Genomic DNA, 15,355 nt, shown 5'->3' on the forward strand with positions numbered 1-15,355 from the left:
TGCACAAAAAAACCATCGAACACAGAAAAACCTCGCCAGAAATATCCAGCTCATGGCAAATAAAAATCAACCCTCACAACTTCAGAACGGAAAACTAGTACAAAAAAATCTCACAAACAAACAGGAAGCCATTCAAAGAATTTCTACAGAAATATCCAACAACACCCATAGAGAAAATTTAACAATCATCAAGTACGAACACCTGCAACCCAGACAAAAACAGACAGGGCCGCGAACTTTTATTCGAGGCCCTGTTATTTATATCTATAAGCGGCTGCAACAACTGGCAACCACACCGTGATCAACTGACCGGCTTCTCACCATACCAACGCGGCGTATACACCCACCCTCCGCCCTCGGTACGAGGGAAGGTGCAGGTGGTGGACGAACCAATCAGCACCATCGTACGCATGTCCACCTGCTCCGGTGTCAATGCGCCAAGGGTCGTCACCCGCAGCGTCTGCCCCGGACGACCAATATCACGGCCCAGCACCACCGGTGTTTGCGGCACACGGTGTTGCGCGACAATTTCCAGCGCGCGCCCCAACTGCCAGGGACGGGCACGGGAGATCGGGTTGTAGAACGCCAATGCCAGATCCGCTTCGGCGGCCAGATCCAGACGTTTTTCGATGATCGACCACGGTTTGAGGTTGTCCGACAGCGACATCACGCAGAAGTCGTGGCCCAGGGGTGCACCGGCCTGAGCAGCGGTAGCAAGTGAAGCGGATACACCCGGCAGGATTTCCAGATCGACGCTGTGCCACGCCGGATCCGTCGACTCGTGCAACGCTTCGAGCACCGCCGCCGCCATGGCGAACACGCCCGGATCGCCGGACGAAACCACAATCACCGAACGCCCCTGAGCGGCCAGCCTGAAGGCGTGACGGGCACGCTGCATTTCTTCGCGGTTGTCGGTGCAATGCTGCACCTGATCGTCGCGGAACGGGCCGGCCATGCGCACGTAGGTTTCATAACCCAGAACATCGGTGGCGCGGGCCAGTTCGGCTTTCACCGCCGGCACCATCAGCTCTGCCGCGCCCGGGCCGAGGCCGATGACGGCCAGACGTCCGCGTGGACGGCCGACCTGCGAAACATCCAGCGGCTGTTCGGCCACGGCGATGGCAATGTCGCGGGATGTTGTGATGATTCGAGCGTCGGGGACTGCATCGCGAACCAGCTCACCGATGTCACTCACCGGCGCCACAAAGCGCAACGGCACAGCCAGTTCAAGCGCGGCTTCACGCAACGCCGGACTGGCCATCTGAGTATCAGCCGCCACCAGACAGGCCAGCGATTGAATCGCTACACCGGCCTGCTGCAACGCATCGCGAATCGCATCCGGCAGACCGGCCACATCGGCAGCGACCGCCACCGCCACACTGCGTGGATAAATCAGCAACTCACTGGCGCTCGCCGCGCGGGCATCGCTGCCCACATGAATCGAGCGCTGCGCCTGTGGATCTTCCGGCAGTTGCGCCTGCTCAAGCCACGGCGCGGCACCGTCGATGCGCACGCTGTGGCCGGCGAGCAGATCGGACACGAAGCGTTTGCCCTGCTCCAGATCGCCAAGGGCATAACCGCCGGGAGGATTGAGCAGGCAAGTGCCGAAACGCAACTCGCCGCTGGTGGTGATCGCCGCTGCCACTTCAAGTGCAGCCGCAATCTCGCGGGCCATGACATTCACCCCGCCCAGGCCACCGAGCAGCGGCACCACGGCGCTGCCGTCTTCCGCCACGGCGAGCACCGGTGGTTCGGCGCCTTTCTCCAGCAACAGCGGCGCCAGCGTGCGGATGACAATGCCTGCCGCGCACAGGGCAATGATCGGCGTGTCCTGTTGATACAGCTCGCGCAGGGTTGCGCCGAACTCGCTGTAAGTCAGGTCGGCGCCTTCGACGCGCCCATTGAGCCCGTGAATCTTTGCGCCCGGATAGACCTGCTGAAGGCGACGGGCCGTGGCCAGCGCGCCCTGGCCGAGAATGACGATGGCCGGTGTGGAATGAGTCATCAGCCTTGCCACCGTTCGCCGGGCACAATGATCAGCGAGAAGTACGGCGACGACATCGGCTCGACCTCATCCAGTGGCACGATTTTCTGGTTGGCCATGGTCGCCCGCTCGACATACAGCGCACGCTCGGCCAGGCCCAGCTCTGCCAACACGTCGCGCACTTTTGGAAAGTTGCGCCCCAGCTTCATGATCACCGCAGCGTCGGCATCGGCCAGACGGCGCTTGAGTTCATCGTGAGGCAGCACGCCGGACAGCACCGACAGGCTCTGATTGCGATACACCAGCGGTGCGCCCAGCACCGAAGCGCCGCCGAGCATCGAGCAGACGCCCGGCACCACTTCGGCTTCATAGCGGCCGGCGAGACGATCGTGCAGGTACATGTAGGAGCCGTAGAAGAACGGATCACCCTCGCAGATCACCGCCACGTCGCGACCGGCCTCGAGATGCGCGGCCACTTCCTCGGCGGCGTCATCGTAGAAGTCGCTGATCACCTGCTCGTAGGACAGCGGCGCCGGCAGCACTTCGGTGGTCACCGGGTACACCAGCGGCAGCAGGTTCTGCGCGTCCTGCAGGTGCGCTTCGATGATGCCGAAGGCGTTGCCCTTCTTGCCCTTGGCCACGAAGTACGCCACCACTGGCGACTCGCGCAGCAGGCGCAGGGCCTTGACGGTAATCAGTTCCGGATCACCGGGGCCGACGCCCAGGCCAATCAAACGTCCTTTAGCCTGCATCATTCGATCTCCGTGGCGAGGGCATTGACCGCAGCGGCGGCCATGGCGCTGCCGCCGAGGCGGCCCTGCATGATCACGAACGGCACGCCTCGGCTGTTGGCGGCCAGTTCGGCCTTGGATTCGGCAGCGCCGACGAAGCCCACCGGGAAGCCGAGGATCAGCGCCGGTTTCGGGGCGCCGGCGTCGAGCATTTCCAGCAGATAGAACAGCGCTGTCGGCGCGTTGCCGATCACCACCACGCTGCCTTCCAGATGCGGACGCCACAGTTCCAGCGCGGCAGCGGAGCGGGTGTTGCCCAACTCACGCGCCAGCTCCGGCACGCTGTCATCGCGCAGGGTGCAGATCACTTGGTTGTTGGCCGGCAGGCGCGCACGGGTCACGCCCTCGGAAACCATCCGCGCATCGCACAGGATCGGCGCACCGGCGGCCAGCGCATCGCGCCCGGCCTTGCCGGCGCCTTCGGAGAATTGCAGCCCGTCGATGGCCTCGACCATGCCGCAGGCGTGGATCACCCGCACGGCGAGTTTTTCCAGGTCGGCCGGGATGCGAGCCAGGTTGGCCTCGCTGCGAATGATCGCGAAGGAGTTGCGATAGATCTCCTGACCGTCGCGGATGTAATCAAGCATCAAGGGGGCTCCGTGAGCGGGCGGCGAGCAATTTCGCCGCCGCTTCGATAGTAAGGTTGTGAGCGTGCAGCGCGCCGAAACCGGGCAGCGCTGCATCGCGAAAATAGAGGTCGTAATGACCGGGGCCGACTGCCAGCAAAGTCACCACAGCCCGATGCGCGGCGGCGCAAGAGCGAGGGCAGCCGGACAGGTGCACATCCACGGCATGTGGCAACAGCGTCGCCAGCCGGCGGGCATCGTGTTTGGTGTCGGCCAGGCCTTTGCCGCAGCCTTTGGAGCCGGTGCAGGCGATCAGTTGCGCCAAGGGATCTTCGACATGGGTCAGCAGGTTCAGCTTGCTCAATTCGTCGAGCACTTGAACCGCATCGGCTTCCCGCACATCGGGCAACAACAGACTCTGCCAAGGGGTGAAACGCAGGATGCCATCACCGAAGGTTCTGGCCAGTTGCGCGGCACCACGCAGCATGTCCGGATCAAGGCGGCCGAGCGCCGGTGCGGCACCGACATAGACCTGACCAGCCGATGGCTGAGGATGGATGCCGAGGTGCAAACCTTCCGGTCCGGCTTCGCGCTGCCAATCAGCGGCTGACTTCAGATTGATCCGCTGACCGAGCTTTTCCAGGAAAACCGGCGCCGGGCATTCATCCAGCAGATGGCGCATTCGCGTCTGCTCCGGACGGGCCAGTTCGAGGAACAACTCCAGCACCGCGACCACTAGCGCATGTCCGTGCGCAAGCGCCACAGCCGCCAGCGGTCGATCCGTCGGACAACCCGCCAGGCCGAACGCCAGCAGCGTGTCGCCGCGATCTTCGAATGCCGACAACCACAGATCATGGGGATGTTCGAGCATCGCCAGCGCTTCACCGCCATCCAGTTGCACGGCGAACTTGGGGCTCAACTCATGGAAGCGCGGATGGCTTTGCAGGGTCTCGAGGATCTGCCCGGCCAATGGACGGGTATCGAAGCGCATCTGTCGGTCAATGCCGGCGGCGGGGCTGAGCATCAGGTTGCGCACATCGTCGCCCGCTGCGGTTCGCGGCCCGAGACCGGCGGCCAGCAGGCTGTCGATCAGCGCGGCGGACTGCTCGCCAATCCCGCGTATCTGCAGATTGCCCCGATTGGTCGCCTCGATCGCCCCGCCGGCAAACCCCTCGGCGGCATTGGCCACCGCATCGGCCTGATCGGCGGTGATCGAACCGCCATCGAGCTTGATCCGGCAGATACCGCCATCCAGCGCCTGGACGATACGCAGCAACCCCGGGCAGGCCGAGGGGCGTATGGCGTTGGACATCGGACGTTCGTTCAAGGGCTGGCAGCTCTGTGGGAAAGGCGCTTCGCGGGCGAAGGCGCGGTATTATGCCTGCTTTGTCCGACGGCATGAAAAGTCTGCCCGTCGGAACGGCGCGTTTGCGGACACTTTTTTGAGGGCTACAGATGTCACCCTGGCTGACAGTAGTAGGAATCGGTGAAGACGGCTTCAAGGGCCTGGGCAAGAATGCCCGGCGCGCCTTGATGGGCGCTTCGCGGATCATCGGCGGTCAGCGTCAACTGGAGCTGTTGCCGGTGTGCATCCGTGGCGAGCGCCAGTTGTGGCCGAGCCCGTTCTCCCTGGCCCCGATTCTCGAGCGTCGCGGTGAAGCCGTGTGCGTGCTGGCCAGCGGTGATCCGATGTTCTACGGCGTTGGCGCAAGTCTGGCGCGGCAGGTGCCGGGGGCCGAAATGCTGATTTTGCCATCGCCATCCTCATGCTCGCTGGCGGCCGCCCGACTGGGCTGGCCGTTGCAGGACGTCAGCGTGTTATCGCTGGTGGCCCGCCCTCTTGCCGCCCTCAATGCGCAACTGTTCAGCGGCGTGCGCCTGTTGCTGCTGAGCAATGACGGCCAGAGCCCGGCGGCGGTTGCCACGTTGCTGCGTGAACGCGGATTCGGCGCCAGTCGCCTGAGCGTCCTGGAGCATCTGGGCGGCAGCGCCGAACGCCGGATCGACAGCACCGCCAACGACTGGAACGATCCGCTCATTGCCGACCTCAACGTGATCGCCATCGAGTGCCTGGCCGATCCGCAGACACCACGCCTGTCGCGTCTCGCCGGCCTGCCGGACTCGGCCTTCGAGCACGACGGCCAACTGACCAAGCGCGACGTGCGCGCCATCACCCTCGCCCGTCTCGCCCCGACCCCGGGCGAACTGCTGTGGGACGTCGGCGCCGGCAGCGGTTCGATCGGCATCGAGTGGATGCGCGCTCACCCGAGCTGCCGCGCACTGGCCATCGAGGCTGACGACGGTCGCCAGCAATTGATCGAACACAACCGCGATGCGTTGGGCGTTCCTGGCCTGCAACTGATTCGCGGCAGCGCCCCGCAGGCGCTCGCCGGGCTGGAACGACCGGATGCGATTTTCATCGGCGGCGGCGTGACCCGCGAAGGGGTGCTCGACACCTGCTGGGAACACCTCAAACCCGGCGGCCGACTGGTGGCCAACGCCGTGACCCTGCAAAGTGAAATGACCTTGATGAGCTGGCGCGAACGCCACGGCGGCGAGCTGACCCGCATCCACATCGCTCAAGCCCAGCCGCTGGGCGAGTTCGACACCTGGCGCCAGGCCCTGCCGATTACCCTGCTCGATCTGGTCAAACCCCTCGATGCGTGACGAAACCGCCGAACAACCCGCGCCCCTGCGCAGCGGCCTGACTACCGGCAGCTGTGCCACGGCCACCAGCCTCGCCGCTGCCCGTCTGCTGCTCGGCGGCGTGGTGGCGGATGCCGTGCAGATCGTGTTGCCCAAGGGCAAGCAGGTGCAGATGCGTCTGGAGTTCTGCCGGCTGACCGAAGACGGCGCCGAAGCCGGAACCATCAAGGATGCGGGCGATGATCCGGACGTGACTCACGGCGCCCTGCTTTATTCGCGAGTGCGGCTGATGGCCGAGCCGGGAATCCGCTTCATTGCCGGCAAAGGCGTCGGCACCGTCACTCGGCCGGGGCTGGTGCTGGGCGTCGGCGAACCGGCGATCAACCCGGTGCCGCGCAAGATGATCAGCGATCACCTGACTTTGCTGGCCGAAGAAACCGGCTATCGCGGCGGCTTCGAGGTGACGGTCAATGTCGAGGGCGGCGAAGCCCTGGCGCTGAAAACCATGAACCCGCGTCTGGGCATTCTCGGCGGCCTGTCGATCCTCGGCACCAGCGGCATCGTCCGGCCGTTTTCCTGTGCGGCGTACATTGCCTCGATCCATCAAGGCATCGACGTGGCGAAAACCAACGGCTACCTGCACATCGCCGCCTGCACCGGCAACGCCAGTGAAGACACCATGCGCCAGGTCTACAACCTGCCGGAAATCGCCCTGATCGAAATGGGCGACTTCGTCGGCGCCGTGCTCAAGCACCTGCGCAAAGTGCCTGTGGATAAACTCAGCCTGTGCGGCGGCTTCGGAAAGATCAGCAAACTGGCGGCCGGGCACATGGACCTGCACTCGCGTCATTCGAGCATCGACCTGCCGCAACTGGCCGAATGGGCGGCGGCGATTGGTGCCGACGACGATTTGCAGCAAGCCATTCGCGGGGCGAACACCAGTCAGCAGGCATTGGCGATGGCCAGTGCGGCGGGCGTTGCGCTGGGCGATGAAGTCTGCCGCCATGCTTTGGAATTCGCCCGTAGCGTGGTGCCGGCACAGGTGCAGGTCGAGGTGTTTGCGATTGATCGTCAGGGCGGCATCGTTGGCCATGCGGGAGCCTTTGTATGAAGCGAATCTTGTTGCTCGGCGGCGTGACTGAAGCGCTGGCCATCGGGCGCACGTTGGGACCGGAGCACATCTACAGCCTGGCCGGCGTCGGCCGGGTGCCGACCGATCTGACGTGTCAGGTGCGCGTCGGCGGCTACGGTGGCGCCGAAGGTCTGGCGCAGTTCATTCGCGCTGAAGGCATCACACTTTTGCTCGACGCGACCCATCCGTACGCCGCGCAAATCAGCCGGAACGCCGCCACCGCCGCGCAACTCACCGGCATCCCCTGCTGGGCCCTGCGCCGCCCCGCGTGGCAACCGCAACCGGGCGATGACTGGCGCGAAGTCGCCGACTGGGCCGAACTGATCACCGCCCTCGAACCCTTCCGCCGCCCCCTGTTCACCCTTGGCCGCGAACCGCTGCAACACCTCGACGAAATCCCTGTGCACCAGTTCTGGACCCTGCGCGCCCTCGACGCCTACCCCGGCAACGAACGCTGCGAAGTCATCGGCGCCCGTGGACCGTTTCTGCTGGAGGATGAACGGGCGTTGTTCGAGCGGCGGCAGATCGACGTGCTGATCAGCAAGAACAGCGGCAGCACCGCCACCGAGCCGAAACTGGACGTGGCGCGGGAGCTTGGGGTGCCGGTGATGGTGTTGAAGCGGCCGGTGTTGGCGAGGGTCGATCGGGAATTTGCGACGGTTGATGACGTCATCTCGGCTCTTGAAAAACCTTGATCGGGACGGAGCTTTTTCCTCTCGCGATAGCTTCAGTTGTTGATGCAAGTCCCATGCAATGCAAATTCGAGCCGCTACACTCTCTTGAAAGAGCGCTGCGACACCAAACCGCACGACGCTTTTTTACTTATCGGCCCTGATCAGGCTAAATAGCCGCGCCTGATCGCCCACCCTACGGATCTGTCCCATGAACCGACACCGGCTCGCATTTGCCTGGATCGCCTGCTTTGCAGTGCTGTTCAACATGCTCGCCATGCCGTTGACGGGAGCGATGGCGCAGGCGGCGCAAACGCCGGCCGAGCAGTTGCTGTGGAGCAGTTTCTGCACCGGCAGCGGGACGAAGATGGTGGCGATCGACATCGGCAGCCTCGATCAGAAAGCGCCGCAGAGTGGTGACAATCATTCGACCATGCAGCATTGCTGGTGCTGTTCCGGATCGGCGCCGGTGGTGGCGTTGCCGGGGCATTCGCCGCAGCTGTATTTCGCTCAATACGAAAGCAATCGCAGCGTGGCCCCCGCCTTGCTGCAAACTCCGACACCGCGCCAGCAATGGCCGAGCCTCAATCCCCGCGCCTCTCCTCTGGTCTGATTTGTTCCCGCATTTGACCTGCGTTTCAAATCGTTCTGGAGAACTGCCATGTTGAACAAACTCATCGTCATCGCTGCGCTGTTGCTGCCTGCGTGCTTCGCCCATGCCCACGAATACAAGGCCAGCGAGCTGGAAATCGCCCACCCGTGGTCGCAGGAACTGCCGCCGAACGCGCCGACCGTTGCCGCGTATTTCATCATTCACAACGCCGGCAAGACAGCTGACCGTCTGCTCAGTGTCGACTCGCCCATCGCCCCGACGGCCGAATTGCACGAGCACGTGATGCAGGGTGATCTGATGAAGATGCAACAGGTGCCGAACGTGGCCATCCCGGCCGGTGGAAACGTGACCTTCGCGCCGATGGCCTATCACGTGATGCTGATGAATCCGACCGACCGCAGTCTGTTGACCGACGGCAAGCGCTTCCCGCTGACCCTGCACTTCGAAAAGGCCGGTGACGTGACTGTCGAAGTTGCCGTGCAGAAGAAGCCACCGGAAGCCACGCAAGCCCACGCGCACGCCCAGTAACCGTTCCGGCAGACTCCGCCCATGCGCCCCCTGAGCGCCAGGACCTCCCTGCAACGCCGTCAGACTGAACACCTGACCCGCGGCAGCTGGATCGCCCTGTTCGCCATGTTGATGATTTTCATCGGCCCGCTGATTTCCCAGTCGATGCCGATGGATCAGCACGCCTCGACCTCCATGCCGATGAGCATGGACATGTCGATGGACATGGCGGGGATGGATCACTCCGGGCACACCGCGCAACCCACCGCCGAACACTGTCCGCCGCAATCCTCGCACCATGTGCTATGGGAAAAATGCGGTTATTGCAGCCTGCTGTTCAACTGCCCGGCGCTGACCGGCGGCGGCAGCTTCGCCACCTTCAGCATTCCACTGGTCAACACCTTCACCCCACCCTCCCCGCGTCTGGGCCATGCCCGGCAGACCTTTTTCCCCGGCGCCCGCACCCGCGCCCCGCCCGTCGCAGCGTAAACACCCACCGCTGATTGCACACGGTTGAGAAGACAGCTTCAGGCTGCCGGCCGTGTCGTTTACGACTGTTTGATGGAAATTGTCATGTCCAGGTTTTCTGCTGTGCCACGCCCGGGTTCTGCCCCGGCGTCCTTTGCTCTGAACGAATCCCGCGTTCGTTTCAGGCACGCTACCGCCGTCCTTTGCGGCGTCCTGCTGTCCCCGCTGGTCCACGCCGACGAACATGCCGGCCACGCTGATGAGCTGAGCCCGACGGTGATCACCGCCATCGCCCCGAGCTCGCCGCTGACCATCGTCACCAACCCGAAAGACCCGCGCCAACCGGTGCCGGCCAGCGACGGCGGCGACTACCTGAAGACCATTCCCGGCTTCGCCCTGGTGCGCAACGGCGGCACCAACGGTGATCCGGTATTGCGCGGCATGTTCGGTTCGCGCCTGAACATCCTCACCAACGGCAGCATGATGCTCGGCGCCTGCCCCGGCCGGATGGACGCGCCGACCTCGTACATCTCGCCCGAGACCTACGACAAACTCACCGTGATCAAAGGCCCGCAAACCGTGCTCTACGGACCGGGCGCGTCGGCCGGCACGATCCTGTTCGACCGTGAACCGGAAAGCTTCGGCGAGCTCGGCACCCGGGTGAACGCCAGCGTGCTGGCCGGCTCCCACGGACGCTTCGACAAAGTCGTCGATGCAGCGGCCGGCGGCTCGCTCGGCTATGTGCGGGTGATCGGCAACACCGCGCATTCCGACGACTACCGCGACGGCAACAACGACAGCGTTGCCTCGCGCTATGACAAGTGGAACGGCGACGTGGCGCTGGGTTGGACCCCGGATGCCGACACCCTGATCGAACTCACCGCCGGCAAGGGCGACGGCGAAGCACGCTATGCCGGGCGCGGCATGGACGGCTCGCAATTCCTGCGTGAAAGCCTCGGTCTGCGTTTTGAGAAATCCAACATCAGCGACGTGCTGGAGAAGCTCGAAGCGCAGGTCTACTACAACTACGCCGACCACGTGATGGACAACTACACCCTGCGCACGCCGTCCGGCACCGGGATGATGGCGGGACCGATGGCGTCCAACGTCGACCGCCGTACCCTCGGCGCGCGGATCAAGGCGACCTGGCGCTGGGCCGATATCCAGCTGATCACCGGCCTCGACGCGCAAACCAATGAACACCGGCAGCGCAGCGGCATGGGCATCGATACCTACAAGGATCAGCCGTTCACCAAGGACGCCGACTTCCATAACTACGGCGTGTTCAGCGAAATGACCTGGTACGCCGACGATCGCGACCGACTGATTACCGGCGCCCGGGTCGACCGTGCCTCGGCCAGGGATTATCGCCAGACCACCGGCTCGGGAATGATGTCCCGGCCGAACCCGACCGCTGGCGATACCCGCGCCGACACCCTGCCGAGTGGTTTCATCCGTTTCGAGCACGACCTGGCCGACAGCCCGACCACGCTCTACGCCGGCCTCGGCCACGCGCAGCGGTTCCCGGATTACTGGGAGCTGTTTTCGCCCAAGTCCGGCCCGGCCGGCTCGGTCAATGCGTTCGATTCGATCAAGCCGGAAAAGACCACTCAGCTCGACTTCGGCGTGAACTACAAGGACGCCGACCTCGAAGCGTGGGCCTCGGGCTACATCGGCGTGGTGCGCGACTACATCCTGTTCGACTACACCCCGACGATGATGGGCATGAGCACTTCCCGCGCCGAGAACATCGACGCGCGGATCATGGGCGGTGAACTCGGTGCCGCTTACAAACTCACCGACAACTGGAAAGCCGATGCGACCCTGGCCTACGCCTGGGGCAAGAACAGCAGCGACGGCAAGGCCCTGCCGCAGATGCCGCCGCTGGATGCGCGCTTCGGCCTGACCTACAGCGAAGACAACTGGAGCGCCGGCGCACTGTGGAGGGTGGTCGCCGCGCAAAACCGTATCGACCAGAACAAGGGCAACGTGGTCGGCAAGGATTACGACAAGAGTTCAGGCTTCGGCGTGTTCTCGCTCAACGGTGCCTACCGGATCAACAAACACTGGAAGGTCAGTACCGGCGTCGACAACCTGTTCGGCAAGGCTTACGCCGAACACCTGAACCTGGCGGGCAACGCCGGGTTCGGCTACCCGGCCAACGACCCGCAAGCGATCAATGAACCGGGGCGTACGCTCTGGACCAAGGTGGACATGAGTTTCTAACCCTCTAGGGCGCTCTCTCCCTTCAGGGAGCGGGCGGCAACAGACAACGAGAAGATCCAAGCCAAGCGGAGCACACGTGATGAAACAGCCCAAACCGAATTTCTACAACCTGGCCTGGCGTTGGCATTTTTATGCCGGATTGTTCGTCGCCCCATTCATGGTGATGCTGGCCCTGACCGGCATCATTTACCTGTTCAAGCCGCAGCTCGATTCGCTGATGTACAGCAGCCTGCTGAACGTCCCGGCCGGGCATCACACGGTGCCGGCCGACGACTTGCTGCAAAAGGTCAAAAGCGCTTATCCACAGGGCCAGGTCACCCAGTACCTGCCGCCGGTGAATGCCGAGCGCAGCGCGCAGTTTGTCGTGGTCAATGCCGGCCATGAGCTGAACGTGTTCGTCGATCCGTACCACGGCGACATCCTCGGCGAGCAGGATGCCAGGCAGAACCTGCAAGCCATCGCCCGGGCGATCCATGGCGAACTGATGATCGGCACCGTCGGTGACCGACTGATCGAAATGGCCGCCGGCTGGGGCGTGGTGCTGGTGGTGTCCGGGGTTTTCCTGTGGTGGCCGCGAGGTCAGGCCGCGGGGATTCTGTGGCCACGCCTGAGCAGTCGCGGCCGCGTGCTGTGGCGTGACCTGCATGCCGTTACCGGATTCTGGGGCGCGGCATTGCTGCTGGTGATGCTGCTCAGCGGCATGACCTGGACCGGCTTCTGGGGCAAGCAATACGCCCAGGTGTGGAACGTGTTCCCGGCGGCGATGTGGGACAACGTGCCGACCTCCGACGTCGAGGCCGGCAGCCTCAACAACGCCGCGCGCCAGACCGTACCCTGGGCGATGGAAAACACCCCGATGCCGATGTCCGGCGACCATGCCGAACACATGGCCCACGGCGGCATGCAACACGGCCCCGCCGCGCCGACCATCCGCCTGCAGGACGTGCAGAACATCGCGATCGAGCGCAAGGTCGAGCCGGGCTACAGCATCACAATGCCGACCACCGCCACCGGCGTGTTCACCATCGCCGTGTTCGCCGACGACCCACGCAACGACGCGACCCTGCACATCGATCAGTACAGCGGCAAAGTCCTCGCCGATGTGCGCTTCGAGCAATATGGCGCTGTTGCCCGGGCTACCGAGATCGGCGTGATGCTCCACGAAGGCAAGATGTTCGGCACCTTCAACCAGATCATCGTGTTGCTGATCTGCCTGATGATTCTGCTCAGCGCCGTCAGCGGTGTGGTGATCTGGTGGAAGCGTCGGCCCCAGGGCAAATTCGGCGTGCCGCCGCTGCGCCACGATCTGCCGAAGTGGAAAACCGGCGTGGCGATCATGCTGGTGCTGGCGGTGGTGTTTCCGCTGGTGGGGGCTTCGCTGGTGGTGGTGTGGTTGCTGGATCGGCTGCTGTTGTCGCGTCTGGGCCGGCAAACTGAATCTGCCTCAACTTCATCATGAAACAGGCGAGATGCGCGGTTTAGACAGATCTTTAAACTGCCGGGGCTTAAACTCCGGCATTTTTTAGTGTTACTGTATAACGCAAATTTGCTGCTCTGCCCGCGGCCATGCATTGTCATGAGCCGGCGGGCTTTTCTTTTGAAGAAGTGATTCACCGCCCCGATGAACAAGTACCTCTTGTCCAGCCTCTGTCTGTTCGCCCTGAACAACAGCGCCCACGCCGACAACGCCCCGCTGACGCTGCCCACCGGCACCATCACCGCCCCGGCCAATGACGACCAGACCGTCAGCCTGACCACGCCGACCAGCGCCGGCTCGCGCCTGAACCTCAGTGCGATGGAAACCCCGGCCAGTGTCGAAAGCCTGAGCGGCGAACAGGTCCGCGCCCGTGGCGACCGCAGCGTGCAGGACGCGGTGTCGCGCAGCACCGGCATCAGCCGCACCGGCACGCCGGGCGATGGCGGCACTTCGTTGCAGGCCCGGGGATTTACCGGGCAGAGTTCGGTGATGCAGTTGTATGACGGCAACCGCATGTACACCGGCATGGGCACGGTGACGTTCCCGGTCGACACCTGGTCGGTGGAGCGCGTCGATGTGCTGCGCGGCCCGGCCTCGGTGCTGTACGGCGAAGGTGCAACGGGCGCGGTGGTCAACGTGATTCCGAAGAAGCCGTTCGAAGGCGAAATCGAAAACCATGTGCGGGTCGGCTACGGCTCGCTCGACCGCCAGCAACAGGCGTTCGACAGCGGCGGCTCGCTGACCGATACCCTGAGCTACCGCCTCAATCTCAACCGCCTGCGCAGCAACGGCTGGGTCGATCGCGGTGATTCATCCAGCGACTTCATCAGCGCCGCCCTGCGCTGGCAGGCGACCGACGATCTGACCTTCACCCTCGCCCACGATTACGGCGATCAGCGCCCGCAAAACTACTTCGGTACGCCACTGATCAACGGCCAGTTGCAAGACAGCCTGCGCAACAAGAACTACAACGTGCGCGACGACAAGCAGCACTACAACGATCAATGGACGCGCCTGACCACGGATTGGCAGATCAACGATGCGGTCAGCGCCAGCAACGAGCTGTACTACCTCAAGGCCCAGCGCCGCTGGCAGAACGCAGAGAACTACAACTTCGACACCGGCAGCCAGCAACTCAGCCGCAGTGGCTACTTTGGTATCGGCCACAAACAGGAACAGGTCGGCGACCGCCAGACCTTCACCTTCAAACATTCGCTGTTTGGCCTCGACAGCCAGACCGTGACCGGCGTCGACTACAACCGTATTCGCTTCCAGCTCGACAGCAACTCGCCGTTCAACGACGTATTGCCGAATGGCCAGCCGCTGGATCGGTATCACCCGCAAACCGGTTATTTCGAGAGCGCCGATCCGTATCGCGATCAGTTCGACAGCACCACCAGACAGATGTCGGTGTTCGCCGAAAACCGCACGCAACTGAGCGAACGCTGGTCGTTGGTAACCGGTGTGCGCCGCGACTACGTACACGTGGATCGCAACAACCTGGTCGACGGCAGCCAGAGCGACAAGACCCTGACCGGCAACAACTGGAAGGCCGGCCTGGTGTTCGCGCTGACGCAGGACACCTCGTTCTACGGCCAGGTCGCCACCAGCAACGATGGCATCGGCGGTCTGATTTCCCTGAGCCCGAGTCAGCAGCAATATGATCTATCCACCGCGCGGCAAACCGAGATCGGTCTGAAGCAACTGTTCTGGGATCAGCGCGGTGAGTTCACGCTGGCGGCGTATCGCATCGTGAAGAAGAAGCTGCTGACCGACGATCCGGGTAACCCGACGCTCAAGCAGCAGGTCGGCCAACAATCGTCGAACGGCCTGGAAGCCAGCCTCGATCTGCAACTGCCGCACGCCTGGCAACTGCAAGCCAACGCCGCCATCGTCAAAGCCAAGTACGACGATTTTGAAGAAGTGGTCGACGGCGTGCCCGTGTCGCGCAACGGCAATCGCCCGGTGGACGTGCCACGCCGCACTGCCAATCTGTGGCTGAGCAAGGCGCTGACCGATGACCTGAAGGCCGGCGCCGGCGTGCGTTATGTCGATGCGCGCTACGCCGACATGGCCAACCGCAACGAGCTGCCGAGCTACACCGTGGTCGATGCAACGCTGTCGTGGAAAGCCCTGCGCAACACCACGCTGGGGTTGCAGGTGAACAATCTGTTTGACCGAACGTATGCGCAAAGCCAATACAATGAGGGCCAGCAGTGGATTCTGGGTGAGCCTCGTTCGTTCTTTGTCACGGCTGACTACACCTTCTAGAAC

Annotated in this window: 13 protein-coding genes; 9 read left to right on the forward strand and 4 right to left on the reverse strand. The window is 63.5% G+C overall.

Annotated elements, in window-relative coordinates; genetic code table 11:
* Positions 1-301 precede the first annotated feature (301 nt).
* From cobJ to cobG, 4 genes are read right to left on the reverse strand one after another with little or no spacing between them, the layout of a single operon-like run.
* Positions 302-2,005 carry a precorrin-3B C(17)-methyltransferase gene (cobJ, locus tag CAF80_RS16940; RefSeq protein ID WP_085667751.1) on the reverse strand — a complete coding sequence of 568 codons (1,704 nt, stop codon included), beginning with the start codon at positions 2,003-2,005 and terminating at the stop codon, positions 302-304.
* Complete coding sequence (locus CAF80_RS16945) at positions 2,005-2,739, reverse strand: precorrin-2 C(20)-methyltransferase (protein WP_371916415.1); 735 nt, start codon at positions 2,737-2,739, stop codon at positions 2,005-2,007. The genes cobJ and CAF80_RS16945 overlap by 1 nt, the downstream gene beginning before the upstream one ends.
* Entirely contained in the window at positions 2,736-3,362 is a 627-nt protein-coding gene (locus CAF80_RS16950) for a precorrin-8X methylmutase (RefSeq protein WP_011332253.1), read from the reverse strand. The genes CAF80_RS16945 and CAF80_RS16950 overlap by 4 nt, the downstream gene beginning before the upstream one ends.
* Positions 3,355-4,653: a precorrin-3B synthase gene (cobG, locus tag CAF80_RS16955; RefSeq protein ID WP_074689680.1), complete on the reverse strand. Its 1,299-nt coding sequence runs from the start codon at positions 4,651-4,653 to the stop codon at positions 3,355-3,357. Before cobG ends, CAF80_RS16950 begins: the two co-directional genes overlap by 8 nt.
* A gap of 143 nt (positions 4,654-4,796) precedes the next feature.
* Between cobG and CAF80_RS16960 the strand changes: the two genes are divergently transcribed.
* From CAF80_RS16960 to CAF80_RS17000, 9 genes are all read left to right on the forward strand, one after another.
* A complete protein-coding gene (locus tag CAF80_RS16960; protein ID WP_039772025.1) occupies positions 4,797-6,008 on the forward strand; it encodes a bifunctional cobalt-precorrin-7 (C(5))-methyltransferase/cobalt-precorrin-6B (C(15))-methyltransferase in 1,212 nt (403 codons plus the stop codon).
* Positions 6,001-7,098, forward strand: a complete 1,098-nt coding sequence (locus CAF80_RS16965; protein ID WP_085667750.1) for a cobalt-precorrin-5B (C(1))-methyltransferase — start codon at positions 6,001-6,003, stop codon at positions 7,096-7,098. Before CAF80_RS16960 ends, CAF80_RS16965 begins: the two co-directional genes overlap by 8 nt.
* Positions 7,095-7,814, forward strand: coding sequence for a cobalt-precorrin-6A reductase (locus CAF80_RS16970; protein WP_085667749.1), 720 nt, complete (start codon positions 7,095-7,097; stop codon positions 7,812-7,814). The genes CAF80_RS16965 and CAF80_RS16970 overlap by 4 nt, the downstream gene beginning before the upstream one ends.
* Before the next feature lie 187 nt (positions 7,815-8,001).
* Entirely contained in the window at positions 8,002-8,403 is a 402-nt protein-coding gene (locus CAF80_RS16975) for a DUF2946 domain-containing protein (protein WP_039772017.1), read from the forward strand.
* Positions 8,404-8,451: 48 nt separating this feature from the next.
* Positions 8,452-8,931, forward strand: a complete 480-nt coding sequence (locus tag CAF80_RS16980; protein WP_085667748.1) for a copper chaperone PCu(A)C — start codon at positions 8,452-8,454, stop codon at positions 8,929-8,931.
* Between the two features lie 21 nt (positions 8,932-8,952).
* Positions 8,953-9,399 carry a DUF2946 domain-containing protein gene (locus tag CAF80_RS16985; protein WP_085667747.1) on the forward strand — a complete coding sequence of 149 codons (447 nt, stop codon included), beginning with the start codon at positions 8,953-8,955 and terminating at the stop codon, positions 9,397-9,399.
* 84 nt (positions 9,400-9,483) lie between these two features.
* Positions 9,484-11,604, forward strand: a complete 2,121-nt coding sequence (locus CAF80_RS16990; RefSeq protein ID WP_074689674.1) for a TonB-dependent copper receptor — start codon at positions 9,484-9,486, stop codon at positions 11,602-11,604.
* A 79-nt stretch (positions 11,605-11,683) separates the two neighbouring features.
* The gene (locus CAF80_RS16995) at positions 11,684-13,063 is read left to right on the forward strand and encodes a PepSY domain-containing protein (RefSeq protein ID WP_085667746.1); all 1,380 of its coding nucleotides are present in this window, start codon (positions 11,684-11,686) and stop codon (positions 13,061-13,063) included.
* Between the two features lie 162 nt (positions 13,064-13,225).
* Positions 13,226-15,352, forward strand: coding sequence for a TonB-dependent siderophore receptor (locus CAF80_RS17000; protein ID WP_085667745.1), 2,127 nt, complete (start codon positions 13,226-13,228; stop codon positions 15,350-15,352).
* The last annotated feature ends 3 nt before the right edge of the window (positions 15,353-15,355 follow it).

This window comes from Pseudomonas sp. B34(2017), assembly GCF_002112915.1.
GTDB classification, from domain to species: domain Bacteria; phylum Pseudomonadota; class Gammaproteobacteria; order Pseudomonadales; family Pseudomonadaceae; genus Aquipseudomonas; species Aquipseudomonas pharyngis.